Consider the following 14,278-nt stretch of genomic DNA (forward strand, 5'->3'; position numbering starts at 1 on the left):
GCCGCATGGGCGAGGGGCATCTCACGGAGTCGCGACTCAGCTGTCGTAGCGCTTCTTGTAGGGGCGGTCGCCCGAGTCGCGCGACGGTCCGCGGTCTGGGGTCAGCTCGATGAGCTTGCCCGAGATGCGCGTGCCGGTCAGCTTGTCGAGCACGTCGTTCGACAGGTCGGCGGGCAGCTCGACGAGCGAGAAGCCGGGGCGGATGTCGATCGCACCGAAGTCGTCGCGGCTCAGGCCGCCCTCGTTCGCGAGCGCGCCAACGATCTGGCGGGGCTCGACCTTGTGGCGCTTGCCGACGGCGAGGCGGTACATGGCCATGGGCTTGCCGTTCGAGCGCGGGCGGCGGGGTGCACGCTCTCCGCCGCTCTCACGACGGTCGCCACCGCGCGAGCCACGGCTGTCGCCGCCGCCTTCGCGGTCGCGGCGCTCCTTGCGCTCCGCCTGCTCGCGCTGGTTGCGTTCGAAGCGCTCCTTGCGCTCTGCTTCCGCGTCGAGGAGCAGGGGCGTCTCGCCCTGGGCCACGATCGCGAGGGCAGCAGCGACGTCGGCTTCCGGCACGTCGTGGTGGCGCACGTAGTGCTCGATGATGTCGCGGAACTTCTCGACACGGTCGGACTGCGTGAGCGCCTCGCTGATGGCGTCGTCGAAGCGCGTGAGGCGCGTCGTGTTGACGTCGTCGACGCTGGGGAGCTGCATCTGCGTGAGCTCCTGCTTGGTCGCCTTCTCGATCTGGCCGAGCAGGTAGCGTTCGCGCGGCGTGATGAAGCTGATCGCGTCGCCGGTGCGACCGGCACGGCCCGTGCGGCCGATGCGGTGCACGTACGACTCGGTGTCGGTCGGGATGTCGAAGTTCACGACGTGGCTGATGCGCTCCACGTCGAGACCGCGGGCAGCGACGTCGGTCGCGACGAGGATGTCGAGCTTGCCCGACTTCAGCTGGTTGACGGTGCGCTCGCGCTGCACCTGAGCGACGTCGCCGTTGATGGCGGCTGCCGAGTAGCCGCGTGCGCGGAGCTTCTCGGCGAGGCCCTCCGTCTCGTTCTTCGTGCGAACGAAGATGATCATGCCTTCGAAGTTCTCGACCTCGAGGATGCGAGTGAGCGCGTCGACCTTCTGCGCGTAGCTCACGATGAGGTAGCGCTGCGTGATGGTCGACGAGGTGGTGGTCTTCGTCTTGACCGTGATCTCGGCGGGGTCGTTGAGGTACTTCTTCGAGATGCGGCGGATCTGCGACGGCATGGTCGCCGAGAACAGCGCGACCTGCTTGGTGTCCGGGGTGTCGGCGAGGATCGTCTCGACGTCTTCCGCGAAGCCCATCTTGAGCATCTCGTCGGCCTCGTCGAGGACGAGGAACTTGAGCTCGCTGAGGTCGAGCGTGCCCTTCGAGAGGTGGTCCATGATGCGACCCGGGGTGCCGACGACGATGTGCACGCCGCGACGCAGCGCGGAGAGCTGGACGCCGTAGCCCTGGCCGCCGTAGATGGGCAGCACGTGGACGCCGCGCATGCGGGCCGCGTACTTCTCGAACGCCTCGCACACCTGGAGTGCGAGTTCGCGGGTCGGTGCCAGCACGAGCGCCTGAGGCGTCTTCTGGTCGACGTCGAGCTGGGAGAGGATGGGCAGCGCGAACGCGGCCGTCTTGCCGGTTCCCGTCTGCGCGAGGCCGACGACGTCGCGGCCTTCGAGGAGGGTGGGGATGGTCGCGGCCTGAATGGCGGAGGGGGTCTCGTACCCGACGTCGCTGAGGACCTTGAGTACGGGCCCGTCAAGACCGAGATCGGCGAATGTAGGCAGGGCCTGGGCCTCTTCGGAGGGAGCCTCGGCCTCGGTCTGAACGGAAGAATTGCTAGAAGTCACGCTTTAGACTAGTCGTTTCTGTAGGAATTTGGGCAGTTTCAGTTCTGAGTATCGCATCAAGCACTGAGCGAAGCAGATCAGCGCGGTCTGCATCGCGCCCCCAGCGCACGAGCGCGTGGGCGTTGAGGCCGTCGATCATGCCGAGGATCTGCCAGGCGACGGCGTCCGCCTCGCGCACCCGGAACTCCCCCGTCGCGCTTCCGTCGACGAGGATGCGCGTGATGGCGGCGTGCCATCTGTCCATCTCGGCACGCACCCCCTCGGCGAGGATCTCGTTGCGCCGCCCGAGCGACCATCCGTCGACCCACACGTGCGTCACGGCATCGCGGCTGCCGTCGAGGAGGGTGCTCACGAGCAGGTCCAGCTTCTTGGATGCCGACGAGACGGGCGCGAGCTGCACTTCGAGCTCGTCGAGCTCACCTCCCACGATGGCCCTGAACGTGGAGGTGACGAGCTCGTCCATGTTGGGCTCGTAGTGGGCGACGAGGGCTGGGGCGACGCCGATTCGCGTGGCGACGGCGCGCATGGTGATACCGGCGAGCCCCTCTTCGAGGGCGAGGTCGATCGCGGCCGCGGTGATGTCGGCGCGGCGCTCTGCTGCTGGCTTCCTGATGGCTCTTGACACGATGTCCCGAGTCTACGTACTCTTCGAGCACTTGTTGATCACATGATCAACAATGCTCGCTTCGAGTTCTGGAGGACCGGATATGGCCTGGAAGATGCCCGCCGAGACGGCACCGCACGATCGCACGTGGATGGCCTTCCCCCGCGAGGGGATCACGCTCGGCGACACGGCCGCGCAGCGCGAGGCCGGCTACGCGGCCTGGACCGCGGTCGCGCACGCCGTCGCGCGCTTCGAACCCGTCACGATGGTCGTCGATCCCAGCGAGCTGCATCGCGCCCGCCGGATGCTCGGCGAGGAGATCGAGATCCTCGAGGCACCCCTCGACGAGTTCTGGATGCGCGACATCGGCCCGACCTTCGTCACCGACGACGAACGGCCCGGCGTCCTCGGCGCCGTCGACTGGATCTTCAACGGCTGGGGCGCGCCGGCGTGGGCCGAGTGGCAGAAGTCGGCGGGGATCGGCCGCTTCGTCGCAGAGGCCAGCGGTGCTGAGCTCGTGAGCTCTCTGCTCGTCAACGAGGGCGGCGGCATCCATGTCGACGGCAAGGGCACGCTGCTCGCGACGGAGACCGTGCAGCTCGATCCGCGACGCAACCCGCTCGCCGACAAGTCGCGCGTCGAGGCCGAGTTCGCGAGGACGCTCGGCGCGACGCACACCATCTGGCTGCCACGGGGGCTCACCCGCGACTACGACGAGTTCGGCACGAACGGGCACGTCGACATCGTCGCGACCCTCACCGCACCTGGCACGCTCCTCCTGCACGAGCAGCTCGACCCCGAGCATCCGGACCACGAGGTCGTGGCCGGACTGCGCACGCACCTCGCGGGCCAGCGGGATGCCGCCGGCCGAGAACTCGAGATCGTCGGCATCCCTGCGCCGAGCACGCTCCGCGATGAGGAGGGCTTCGTCGACTGGAGCTACGTCAACCACCTCGTCACGAACGATGGCGTCATCGCGTGCGGCTTCGACGACGAGGCGGCAGATGCGCGGGCGCGCGAGGTGCTCGAGTCGGTCTACCCCGGCCGCACGGTCGTGTCGGTGGATGCCCGTGAGCTGTTCGCGCGCGGGGGCGGCATCCACTGCATCACCCAGCAGCAGCCCACGCTCGGGGGTGCACGGTGAGCTTCGACGTGGTCGAGGCGCCGATCGCGCAGCTCCGGGCCGCGCTCGAGGACGGGCGCGCGACGAGCGCCGGCCTGGTCGAGGCCTACCTGGAGAGGATCGCGGCCTACGACGCGAGCGGTCCGAAGCTCAACGCGGTCGTCGTCCAGAACCCGGATGCGCTCGAAGAGGCTCGCGCCTCGGACCGGCGCCGCGCGGCGGGGCACCTGCTCGGCCCGCTCGACGGCATTCCCTACACGGCGAAGGACAGCTACCTCGTCGAGGGCCTGACCGCGGCGTCCGGGAGCCCCGCCTTCGCGGGCCTCGTCGCGCAGCGCGACGCGTTCACGATCGAACGCCTCCGCGCTGGGGGTGCGATCTGCCTCGGGCTCACGAACATGCCGCCGATGGCGAATGGCGGCATGCAGCGCGGCGAGTACGGCCGCGCCGAGAGCCCGTACAACGCCGCGTTCCTGACGAGCGCGTTCGGCTCCGGCTCCTCGAACGGCTCGGGAACCGCGACGGCGGCGAGCTTCGCGGCGTTCGGTCTCGGCGAGGAGACGTGGTCGAGCGGTCGGGCCCCGGCTTCGAACAACGCGCTCTGCGCGTACACGCCATCACGGGGCGTGATCTCGGTGCGCGGCAACTGGCCGCTCGTCCCGACGATGGACGTCGTCGTCCCCCACGCCCGCTCCATGGCCGACCTCCTCGAGGTGCTCGACGTGGTGGTGGCCGACGATGCGCAGACGCGAGGCGACTTCTGGCGGGCGCAGCCGTGGGTGCGCATCCCTCCCGTCTCGGAGGTGCGTCCCGCCTCGTATGTCGCCCTCCTCCCGTCGAACCAGGCGGATGCGCGTGCCGGCCTCGCGAGCACCCGCATCGGCGTGCCCCGCATGTACATCAACGCCGACCCGGACGCGGGAACGTCGTCCGAGCCGGGTATCGGCGGTCCGACCGGCCAGAAGATCGACACGCGTCGATCCATCGTCGAGCTCTGGGAGGCGGCGCGGGCCGACCTCGAGGCGGCGGGCGCGACCGTCGTCGAGGTCGACTTTCCTGTCGTGTCGAACTACGAGGGCGACCGGCCGGGAGCTCCGAAGATCCACACGCGCGGGCTCGTCTCCCCCGAGTACCTCAAGCGCGAGATCGTCGACCTGTCGGCATGGGGATGGGAGGACTTCCTCTCGGCGAATGCCGACCCGCAGCTCAACTCCCTGACCCAGGTCGACGGCTCGCGCATCTTCCCGCACCCCGAGGGGGCACTCCCTGACCGCTACACGGGCTTCGACGACGACATCGCCACCTACCCGGACCACGTGCGCGAGCATCCGGTCGCCTCGTTCGCCGACATCCCGGAGCTCGCCGCCGGCGTGCGCGGCCTCGAGGAGACTCGGCGGGTCGACCTCGAGGAGTGGATGCTCGCCCAGCGCCTCGACGCTGTAGCCTTCCCGGCGGTGGCCGACGTGGGCCCAGCCGACATGGACGTCGACGTGGCCTCAGCCGACCTGGGCTGGCGCAACGGCGTCTGGGTCGCGAACGGGAACCTCGCCATCCGCCACCTGGGCATCCCCACCGTGACCGTGCCGATGGGCACGATGGCGGACATCGGGATGCCCGTGGGGCTCACCTTCGCGGGGAGGGCCTACGACGACACGGCGCTCCTCCGCCTCGCCGCGGCCTTCGAGGCGACGGGAGAGCGCCGCACGGAGCCGCCGCGCACGCCGCGGCTCTGACGTCTCGCCGCGCCTCGGTCCCGACAGAGTTGTGGCCCGGTGCGCCTCCCGAATCCGGGAAGCGCACCGGGCCACAACTTCGTGCGACTGGGTGGCGGCAGGGCGCGGCTCGCGGCCGCTACGCCTCGACCTTCTCGTCCTCGACGGCGTCGGCCTTCTTCACGACCAGCGTCTTGGCCTGATCGAACTCGGCATCGATCTCGGGGTCGCGCTTGTACGTGAGGAGGCTGACGACGACCGAGGCGATGAGGCTGACGACGACGCCAGGAACGATCTCGTAGAGGTCGGTCCCGAGGGCGGACCAGGCGAACACGGTGATCGTGCCCGCGACCATACCCGCGAGCGCTCCCCAGTTGGTGAGCTTGCGCCAGTAGAGGCTGAGGATGACGGCGGGGCCGAAGGCCGCGCCGAAGCCGGCCCAGGCGAAGCCGACGAGGCTGAGGATGGTGCCCGTCCGGTCGAAGGCCAGGACGCCCGCGACGACCGCGACGGCGAACACGCACGTGCGACCGAGGATCACGAGCTTCTGAGCGGAGGGCTGCCTCTTCGCGATGACCATGTACAGGTCCTCGACGAGCGCCGACGAGCACACGATGAGCTGGCTCGACATCGTGCTCATGATGGCGGCGAGGACAGCGGCGAGGATGAAGCCGCTCACGATGGGGTGGAACATGACCTGCGCCATGACCAGCGTGACCGCCTCGGGGTCGCTCAGCTCGATGCCGTTGCGCTGGATGTAGGCGACGCCCACGATTCCTGCCGTGACGGCTCCGACCATGGAGAGCGTCATCCAGGACATGCCGATTCGGCGTCCCGCCTTGGCCGAGCCCGGGTCGCGCATCGCCATGAACCGGACGATGATGTGCGGCTGGCCGAAGTAGCCGAGGCCCCAGGCGAGTGCCGAGACGATGGCGAGCGTGGTCACCCAGTCGAGTCCGTCGCCGGGGATGAGCCCCGTGTGCTCGATGCCGGACGCGACGATGGCCTCGGAGACGCCGCCGAAGCCCCCGAGCGTGAAGATGGCGACGACGGGGATCAGGACAAGCGCGAGCATCATCATGAGCCCCTGCACGACGTCGGTGAACGACGCCCCGAGGAACCCGCCGAAGAGAGTGTAGAGCAGCGTGACGCCCGTGACGAGGAGCATCCCGACCAGGTAGTCGCCGCCGAATGATCCCTCGAAGAACACGCCGCCGGCGACCATGCCGGACGAGATGTAGAAGGTGAAGAAGATGAGGATCACGACGCCGCTGACGATGCGGAGGAGGCGCGAGCGGTCGCGCAGGCGGTTCTCGAAGAAGCTGGGGATGGTGATGGAGTTCTTCGCCACCTCCGTGTAGGCGCGGAGGCGCGGGGCGACGAAGCGCCAGTTGAGGTAGGCGCCGATCGTGAGGCCGATGGCGATCCAGGCCTCGATGAGTCCGGAGATGTAGATGGCTCCGGGGAGTCCCATCATGAGCCAGCCGGACATGTCGGAGGCCCCGGCGCTGAGCGCTGCGGTGCCCGGGCTGAGGTTGCGGCCGCCGAGCATGTAATCCTCGTGATCCTTGGTCTTGCGGAACGCGTAGAGCCCAATGCCCACCATCGCCGCGAAGTAGATCGCGAGGGCGATGAGCTGGAAGGTCAGATCGGACATCGGCATTGACTCCTTCTGGAAGCGACGCGTCGACCCCGGTGGATACGCGCCCTTTCCAGTGTTGCTGGCGTGATTGCGGACGAATAGCGAAGATAGTCGAAACGAACTCATCGATGAAATCGAAAGGTGGCGCAAGATGTGGGACCTCCGCCGCCTCCGCCTGCTGCGAGAGCTGCAGCTGCGAGGCACCATCACTGCCGTCGCGGCCTCGCTCAACTTCAGCGCGTCGACCGTCTCGCACCAGCTGGCGCAGCTGCAGCGCGAGGTGGGCGTTCCCCTGCTCGTGCAGGATGGCAGGCGCGTGCGGCTGACGCCGCAGGGGGTGACACTCGCCGAGCACGCCGCGCGTGTGCTCGACCTGGAGACCCGCGCTCGCGATGAGCTCGGCGCGATGCGCACGGGCACCGAGCGGGTGCGGGTGGCCGCGCTCGAATCCGTCGTCCGCGCGCTGCTCCCCCGGGCCCTGACGCTCCTGGAGCAGACCCGTCCGGACATCCGGGTCGAAGTGGACGCCGTCTCACCTGAGGAGGGGCTCTTCGAACTCGAGGCGCACCGGTACGACCTCGTGGTCGCCGAGGAGTATCCAGGCCACACCAGGCCCCACGCGGAGGGCATCGAGCGTGAGGTCCTCGGGTTCGACGCGATCTCGCTCGCGACCGCCGGAACGTCTGGAGCCACCTCGATCGCCGACTTCCGCGGCAGCCCCTGGGTGATGGAGCCCCCGGGCACCGCCGCGCGTGACTGGGCGGAGCAGCAGTGCAGGGCGGCGGGATTCGAACCGGAAGTGCGGTACGTGGCCAGTGACCTGCACACGCACCTGCGCCTCATCGCCGCGGGTCACGCGGTTGGCCTCGTCTCCGAGCTCGTGGGCGCCGCATCTGGCGGCGGGCTGCGCTTCCTGGACCTCCCGGGGCGGCCCCACCGGGACATCTTCACGGCGACGCGTGGGGCGCTCCGCGATCGAGACAGCGTGCGTCTCGTCAGGGATGCGCTTGGCACCGCGTTCTCGGAGCTCGTCGCGGCAGGCGCCTCGACGGAACCCGGCGTGCCGGACTGAGCCGACCATCCGGCCCCGCAATGCGTCGTTAGTGCTTCTCGACGCCGGGAGCTTCTGCGGTCGCGGCCGCCTTGGGCTTCTTCGGCAGGATGCGTCCGACGAGCAGCGTGATGCCGACGACGACCAGGCCGACGACGAGACCGACGATGGCGGAGATGAGCGTGTCGACGAGCCAGACGACGACGGCACCGGCGTTCATGAGGGCGTGCTCGATCTCGTGCAGCAGGTCTGCAGGCGCGTGCCAGCCGACCTCGCCGACGTTGATGATGACGAGGTGGCCGCCCACCCAGAGCATCGCGACGGTTCCGACGATGCTGATGACCCGGAAGACGGCGGGCATGGAGCGCACGATGCGCACGCCGAGGTGGCGGGTGCGGCGGTCGCGGCGGGTCGCCATGTGCAGGCCGACGTCGTCGATCTTGACGAGCAGCGCCACGGCGCCGTAGACGAGGGCCGTCATGGCGAGCGCGATGACGACGAGGGCCGCCAAGCGCATCCAGAACCCCAGCTCGGGGTCGAGGTTCGACAGCGAGATGAGCATGATCTCGGTCGAGAGGATCAGGTCGGTGCGCACCGCTCCCGAGACGAGCTTCTTCTCGTCACGCGGATGGTCCTCGTCGAGCGCGTGATGGTGGCCGAACCACTCGGTGACCTTCTCCGCGCCCTCGAAGCACAGGTACACGCCGCCCACGATGAGGAGGTAGGGCAGCACCCAGGGCGCGAAGGCCGTCAGCAGCAGCGCGATCGGGATGATGATCACGAACTTGTTGAAGAGGCTGCCCTTGGCGATGTTCCACACCACCGGCAGCTCCCGTGCTGGCGTGATGCCCTGCACGTACTGCGGAGTGACGGCGGCGTCGTCGATGACGACTCCCGCCGACTTCGCCGAGGCCTTCAGCGCAGCGGTGAGGATGTCGTCGACGACGGCGAGCAGGCCAACGGGCACGGTGTTCTCCTTGGTGTTCTGGTGCAGCGCGGAACGCGGCAGACAGAGCTTACCCGCGGTGTGCGAGAGCAGGGAGGTCAGGACGGATGCGCGTTCAGGCTTCTCGGGAGCTCCGGCGGGATCGCCGCGAGCAGCTGCTTCGTGTACTCCTCCTTCGGGGCGCCGAAGATCTCGTCGGCAGGGGCATGCTCGACGATTCGCCCGCGCTGCATGACGAGCACATCGTGACTCATCTCCTCGACGATCGCGAGGTCGTGCGCGATGAAGAGGTAGCTGAGCGAGAGCTCGTCCTGCAGCCTACGCAGCAGCTCGAGGACGCGGGACTGGATGGACACATCCAGAGACGCCGTCGACTCGTCGAGGATGACGATGTCGGGCTCGAGCGCGAGTGCCCTGGCGATCGAGACCCGCTGCCGCTGCCCGCCGGAGAGCTCGTGCGGATACCGGCCGATGAAGTCCCGCGGCAGCTCGACGAGGTCGAAGAGCTCGTCGATGCGCACGGAACGCGAACCGCCAGCGGGGAGGCGGTGGACGCGCAACGGCTCGGCGACCGACTGGCCGACGGACATGCGGGGGTCGAGCGAGGAGAACGGGTCCTGGAAGACCATCGCGATGCGGCGCCGCAGCTGGTTGTCGGCCTTGAGCACATCGAGGCCCTCGAGCGTCGCTGTGCCGCCCGTCGGCTTGACGAGGCCGGTGAGCGCGTTCGCGATGGTCGACTTCCCGGAGCCAGACTCGCCGACGATGCCGAGCGTCGTCCCCTGGCGCAGCTCGAACGAGACGCCGTCGACGGCGTGCACGTGGCTGCGGCCCTTGGGGGTCTGGATGGGGAAGCGCACGTCGAGCTCGGAGACCCGGAGGATCGTCGTCGCGTCCGGCCTCGCTGGGGTGGGCTTCGCCTTGCCGAGCCGGGGCCTCGCTGCGAGCAGCTCCCTGGTGTACGGATGCCGTGGCGCCGTGACGAGGTCGATGGCGCTGCGCCGTTCGACGGCCTCGCCGTGACGCATCACGAGCACCTCGTCCGCGACCTGCGAGATGACGCCCATGTCGTGGCTGATCCAGATGACGGCGGTGCCGTGCTCATGCTGGAGCGTGCGGACGAGATCGATGATCTGCGCCTGCGTGGTCACGTCGAGGGCGGTGGTCGGCTCGTCGGCGACGAGCAGGCCGGGGTCGCAGGAGAGCGCGATGGCGATCATGACGCGCTGCCGCTGCCCGCCGGAGAGCTCGTGCGGGTAGGCGTCGAAGCGAGCTTCGGGCTCTGGGATGCCGACGGATTCGAGGAGCTCGATGGCCTTCGTGCGCGCGGCGCGGCGCGAGAGGCGTCGGTGCGTCTCGAGCGACTCGGTCAGCTGCCGGCCGAGGGTGAGCAGCGGGTTGAGCGAGGTGCTCGGGTCCTGGAAGACGAAGCCGATCCCGTTGCCGTGCACGCTCCGCAGGGTTCGAGCGGATGCGCCGATCAGCTCGACCTGCCCGAGCTTCTGGTCGTTGAGCGTGCTGGTGCCCGTGACGCGGGCGCCTGGCGCGTCGAGGAGTCCGGTGGCGGCGAGGACGGTCATCGACTTCCCCGATCCGGACTCCCCCACGATGCCGAGCGTTCCGCCCGGCTCGATCGAGAAGTCCAGACCCCTGACGATGTCCTTGCGGCCGATGGAGACCCGCAGGTCGGCGACGCGGAGCGCTGGAGCGGTCATCGCTTCCTCCTTGACTCGATGAGGGTGCGCTGCTTGGGGTCGAGGACGTCTCGCATCCCGTCGCCGAGCAGGTTGAAGGAGAGCGCCGTGATGAAGATCGCGACGCCGGGGAAGAGGCTCATCCACCAGGCCTGGCTGATGAAGCCCTGCGCGGCGAAGAGCATGCCGCCCCAGGAGGGGGCCGGCGGCTGGATGCCGAGGCCGAGGAAGGAGAGGGCCGATTCGGCGAGGATCGCGAAGGCCAGGGAGAGCGAGGTCTGCACGATGATCGGGCCGGTGATGTTGGGCAGCACGTGGCGGCCGAGGATGCTCGCCCATGGCGTGCCCATCGTGCGGGAGACCTGGACGTACGGCTCGACGCGGACCGAGAGCGTGCTCGCTCGGGCGACCCTCGCGAAGATGGGCGTGTAGACGATGCCGATCGCGAGCATGGTCGTCGCGAGGCCTGGCGCGAGGATCGCGACGATGGCGAGCGCGAGCAGCAGCACGGGGAACGCGAACATGACGTCGACGAGGCGCATGAGCACCGTGTCGAGGAGTCCGCCCGCGTAGCCGGAGATGACGCCGACCAGCACGCCGACGACGAACGCGAACGCGACGGACACGAACGCCACCTGCAGGGAGACGCCAGATGCGATCATCACGCGGCTCAGCACGTCCCGTCCGAGGTCGTCGGTGCCGAACCAGTGCGCGGCGCTCGGCGGCTGGAGCTGGTTCGCGACGTCGACGTCGTTGACGCCGTATGGCGCGATCCAGGGGCCGAGCAGGGCGACGAACACGACGATGAAGAGGAGCACCGCGCTGACGACCGTCACGGGGTTGCTGAGGAGGAGGCGCCAGGCGGCGACGCGGGTGCGTTCCTCCGGTGCGGGCGGGCCGGTTTCCGCCTGCCGCGTGGCTTCTGGGTTCTGTGCGGTCATGAGAGCCGGATCCTCGGGTCGACGAGCGCGTAGAGCACATCCACGATGAAGTTCACGGCGAGGAACATCACGGCGATGAGCAACACGGAGCCCTGGATGAGCGGGTAGTCGCGGGAGGAGACGGCGTCGTAGACGAGGCGTCCGAGCCCTGGCCAGGCGAAGACGACCTCGACGACGATGACGCCGCCGAGGATCGTGGCGAGCTGGATGCCGGCGATCGTGAGGACGGGCACGAGCGCGTTCCGGACGATGTGGCGCATCGTCACCGTCCACGCCGAGAGTCCCTTGGACTTCGCGGTGCGGACGTACCCCATGGACGCCACCTCGAGCACGGCCGAGCGGATGTAGCGGGTCATGATGGCGCCAGCGACGAGGCCGACGGTGAGGCCGGGCAGGAGCACGTGCCTGGCCCAGTCGCCAGGGTCATCGCTGATCGACGAGTAGCCGCTCGAGGGGAGCCAGCCCAGCGTCGACGAGAACAGCCCGATGAGCAGCATGCCCATCCAGAAGTCCGGAATCGAGACGCCGAACTGGCTCGTGACGCGGATGACGCCGTCGCTCACGCGCCCTTCCCGCAGCGCCGACCAGATGCCGGCGGGCACGGAGATGAGGAGCGCGATCACGAGACCGACGCCGGCCAGCGAGAGCGTCGCCGGCAGGCGCTCGAGCAGCGTCGTCGTCACGGCGTCGCCGTTGCGGAAGCTCACGCCGAGGTTGCCCGTGAGGGCGTTGCCGACGTAGGAGAAGAACTGCTCGAGGATGGGCCGGTCGAGCCCGGACGCCGCCCGGAGCGCGTCGTACGCCTCCTGCGTGTACCTCGTGCCGAGCGCCAGCCGAACTGGGTCGCCCGGCACGAAGTGCACGAGGGAGAAGACGACGACGAGCACTCCGAGCAGCACGATCGCCGAGTAGAGCAGGCGCCAGCCGAGGAACGCGGCGATGGAGCCGAACGACATTCTCATTGGGTTTTCCCCTCGTGGACCCTGTGTCCTGGGTTGTTGTCTTGCTGTATTGCCGTCTCGCCCGGTTGCTGGGCGGGGCGGGCTACGGGGTCAGCGTGGCGTCGCGGAACCGCGTCGCCCGGTCAGCGCGCGCCTCGTAGTCGCCGAGGGTCGGGCTCCACACCTGGATCACCGACGGGTTGTACAGGTAGATGTAGCTGGCGTCGTCGGCGATGATCGTCGCGGCCTGCGCGTACAGCTCCTTGCGCGCAGCCTGGTCGGTCTCCGTGCGGGCCGAGTCGAGCAGCGCGTCGACCTCCGGGTTGGAGTACTTCTGGGCGTTGCTGCCGCCGTCGCTGTGGTGCTGCGAGTAGTAGAAGTCGTCCGGGTCGATGTTGCCGAGCCAGCCCATCATGAGCATGTCGAAGTTGCCGGAGTTCTGCTCGTCGAGCCAGGTCGAGAAGTCGGGCTGCCTGATCTCGACGGTGATGCCGAGCGGCTCGAGGTTGGATGCGATGATCTGCGCGGCCGTGACGGTCTCGGGGTACTCGCTCGTCGCGAGCAGGTCGAGCGTTCCGCCGGTGAAGCCGGCCTCGCTGAGGAGCCGCTTCGACTCCTCGATGTCGGTCGAGTACTTGTCGTATTCCGTGTACCAGATGCTGTCCTGCGGGATGGCGAGCTGGTTGGCCTCGGCGGTGCCGTAGCTGACCGCCTGCACGATGGCGTCGCGGTCGATGGCGTAGGCGATGGCCTGGCGGACGCGTGGGTCCTGCCACTGCTCCTTGCCCTCGTTGAGCGCCAGGTACCAGTAGTCGCTCGACGGGTTCTGCCCCAGCTCGATGGACTCGTCGCCGCTGAGTTCCTCGACCTGCTGGGCGGGGACGACGTCGGTCCACTGGATCTCACCGCTCTTGAGCGCCGCGAGCGCCGTCGAGGGCTCCGAGATGAACTGGAACTCGACGCCGCCGATGCTCGGGGCGCCGTCCCAGTAGTCGGGGTTGGCGGCGAGTTCGATGCGGTCGCCGCTCGTGTAGCTCGCGAGCGAGAAGGGGCCGGTGCCGACAGGCGCGTTCGCGATCTCGCCGGATTCGACGTTGGACTGCTCGACGATCGCCATGCCCTTGAACCCACCGAGGTTGGAAAGCAGGTTCGGGGTCGGCTGCGAGACGGTGATGACGACCGTCGAGTCGTCGGGCGCCTCGACGTTCGTGACGGCGTCGAACTTCCACGCGTTGGCGAGCTCTTCGTCGATGATGCGGTTGTACGAGTAGACGACGTCCTCGCTCGTGAAGTCGGAGCCGTCGTGGAAGGTGACGCCGTCGCGCAGCGTGAAGGTCCAGGTCAGCTGGTCGTCGCTGGTCTCCCAGGACTCCGCGAGCGCGGGCTGCATCTCGAGGTTCTCGTCGGGTTCGACGAGGGTGTCGTAGACGTTCTCGAGCACCTGGAACGAGAAGTAGGAGGACGTCTTGTGGGGGTCGAGCTGGTCGGGTTCCCCGCCGATGGCCGCGTGGAGCACTTCGCCTTCGACGGCGTCTCCGCCACCGAGGTCGACGCTCTCGCCGGCCGAGCATCCGCTCAAGACGAGGAGCGCGCCGATGGCCGCGGCTCCGATCCCTGCACTTCGTCGTTGCATGATGCACTCCACTTCGTTCATTTTCGTGAATGTTTCATCAGTATGTGGCACGCTTGGGCGAGGTACAAGGCCGCAGGGCGGCCGAAACAGGATCGTCACAAACGATTCCAGTGCCCGGGGTTCCCCCTCGAGGC

Annotated in this window: 11 protein-coding genes; 3 read left to right on the plus strand and 8 right to left on the minus strand. The window is 68.6% G+C overall.

Features of this window, described 5'->3' with window-relative positions:
• Positions 1-36: 36 nt before the first annotated feature.
• Positions 37-1,857 (minus strand): DEAD/DEAH box helicase, encoded by a 1,821-nt coding sequence (locus tag C5E05_RS18830; RefSeq protein ID WP_104242849.1) that lies wholly within the window; start codon positions 1,855-1,857, stop codon positions 37-39.
• Entirely contained in the window at positions 1,847-2,482 is a 636-nt protein-coding gene (locus tag C5E05_RS18835; RefSeq protein WP_104342789.1) for a TetR/AcrR family transcriptional regulator, read from the minus strand. Before C5E05_RS18835 ends, C5E05_RS18830 begins: the two co-directional genes overlap by 11 nt.
• An 82-nt stretch (positions 2,483-2,564) precedes the next feature.
• Here C5E05_RS18835 and C5E05_RS18840 point away from each other — a divergent pair, with 82 nt between their 5' ends.
• Together C5E05_RS18840 and C5E05_RS18845 are read left to right on the plus strand one after the other, a co-directional pair.
• Positions 2,565-3,605, plus strand: a complete 1,041-nt coding sequence (locus C5E05_RS18840) for an agmatine/peptidylarginine deiminase (protein ID WP_104342790.1) — start codon at positions 2,565-2,567, stop codon at positions 3,603-3,605.
• On the plus strand, positions 3,602-5,317 hold the full coding sequence (locus C5E05_RS18845; RefSeq protein WP_104342791.1) for an amidase: 1,716 nt from the start codon (positions 3,602-3,604) through the stop codon (positions 5,315-5,317). The genes C5E05_RS18840 and C5E05_RS18845 overlap by 4 nt, the downstream gene beginning before the upstream one ends.
• Before the next feature lie 118 nt (positions 5,318-5,435).
• On the opposite strand, the gene putP is transcribed toward C5E05_RS18845, so the two are convergent.
• Entirely contained in the window at positions 5,436-6,953 is a 1,518-nt protein-coding gene (gene putP / locus C5E05_RS18850; RefSeq protein ID WP_104342792.1) for a sodium/proline symporter PutP, read from the minus strand.
• Positions 6,954-7,089: 136 nt separating this feature from the next.
• Between putP and C5E05_RS18855 the strand changes: the two genes are divergently transcribed.
• The gene (locus C5E05_RS18855; protein WP_104342793.1) at positions 7,090-8,010 is read left to right on the plus strand and encodes a LysR substrate-binding domain-containing protein; all 921 of its coding nucleotides are present in this window, start codon (positions 7,090-7,092) and stop codon (positions 8,008-8,010) included.
• Positions 8,011-8,038: 28 nt separating this feature from the next.
• Here the strand turns inward: C5E05_RS18855 and C5E05_RS18860 are convergent, their stop codons facing one another.
• From C5E05_RS18860 to C5E05_RS18880, 5 genes are all read right to left on the minus strand, one after another.
• Positions 8,039-8,956: a DUF808 domain-containing protein gene (locus tag C5E05_RS18860; protein WP_104242861.1), complete on the minus strand. Its 918-nt coding sequence runs from the start codon at positions 8,954-8,956 to the stop codon at positions 8,039-8,041.
• A gap of 77 nt (positions 8,957-9,033) precedes the next feature.
• Positions 9,034-10,650: an ABC transporter ATP-binding protein gene (locus C5E05_RS18865; RefSeq protein ID WP_104342794.1), complete on the minus strand. Its 1,617-nt coding sequence runs from the start codon at positions 10,648-10,650 to the stop codon at positions 9,034-9,036.
• Positions 10,647-11,570 (minus strand): ABC transporter permease, encoded by a 924-nt coding sequence (locus C5E05_RS18870; protein WP_104242864.1) that lies wholly within the window; start codon positions 11,568-11,570, stop codon positions 10,647-10,649. The genes C5E05_RS18865 and C5E05_RS18870 overlap by 4 nt, the downstream gene beginning before the upstream one ends.
• Positions 11,567-12,532, minus strand: coding sequence for an ABC transporter permease (locus tag C5E05_RS18875; protein ID WP_104242866.1), 966 nt, complete (start codon positions 12,530-12,532; stop codon positions 11,567-11,569). Before C5E05_RS18875 ends, C5E05_RS18870 begins: the two co-directional genes overlap by 4 nt.
• A gap of 82 nt (positions 12,533-12,614) precedes the next feature.
• Positions 12,615-14,144, minus strand: a complete 1,530-nt coding sequence (locus C5E05_RS18880) for an ABC transporter substrate-binding protein (RefSeq protein ID WP_104342811.1) — start codon at positions 14,142-14,144, stop codon at positions 12,615-12,617.
• Positions 14,145-14,278: the final 134 nt, after the last annotated feature.

The organism is Pseudoclavibacter sp. AY1H1, assembly GCF_002931055.1.
Classification (GTDB): domain Bacteria; phylum Actinomycetota; class Actinomycetes; order Actinomycetales; family Microbacteriaceae; genus Pseudoclavibacter.

Bases quoted from the DNA above. Each gene is read 5' to 3' on its own strand.
- C5E05_RS18840 (WP_104342790.1), top strand. From the start codon at position 2,565: ATGGCCTGGAAGATGCCCGCCGAGACGGCACCGCACGATCGCACGTGG.
- putP (WP_104342792.1), bottom strand. From the start codon at position 6,953: ATGTCCGATCTGACCTTCCAGCTCATCGCCCTCGCGATCTACTTCGCG.
- C5E05_RS18855 (WP_104342793.1), top strand. From the start codon at position 7,090: ATGTGGGACCTCCGCCGCCTCCGCCTGCTGCGAGAGCTGCAGCTGCGA.
- C5E05_RS18865 (WP_104342794.1), bottom strand. From the start codon at position 10,650: ATGACCGCTCCAGCGCTCCGCGTCGCCGACCTGCGGGTCTCCATCGGC.
- C5E05_RS18870 (WP_104242864.1), bottom strand. From the start codon at position 11,570: ATGACCGCACAGAACCCAGAAGCCACGCGGCAGGCGGAAACCGGCCCG.
- C5E05_RS18875 (WP_104242866.1), bottom strand. From the start codon at position 12,532: ATGAGAATGTCGTTCGGCTCCATCGCCGCGTTCCTCGGCTGGCGCCTG.
- C5E05_RS18880 (WP_104342811.1), bottom strand. From the start codon at position 14,144: ATGCAACGACGAAGTGCAGGGATCGGAGCCGCGGCCATCGGCGCGCTC.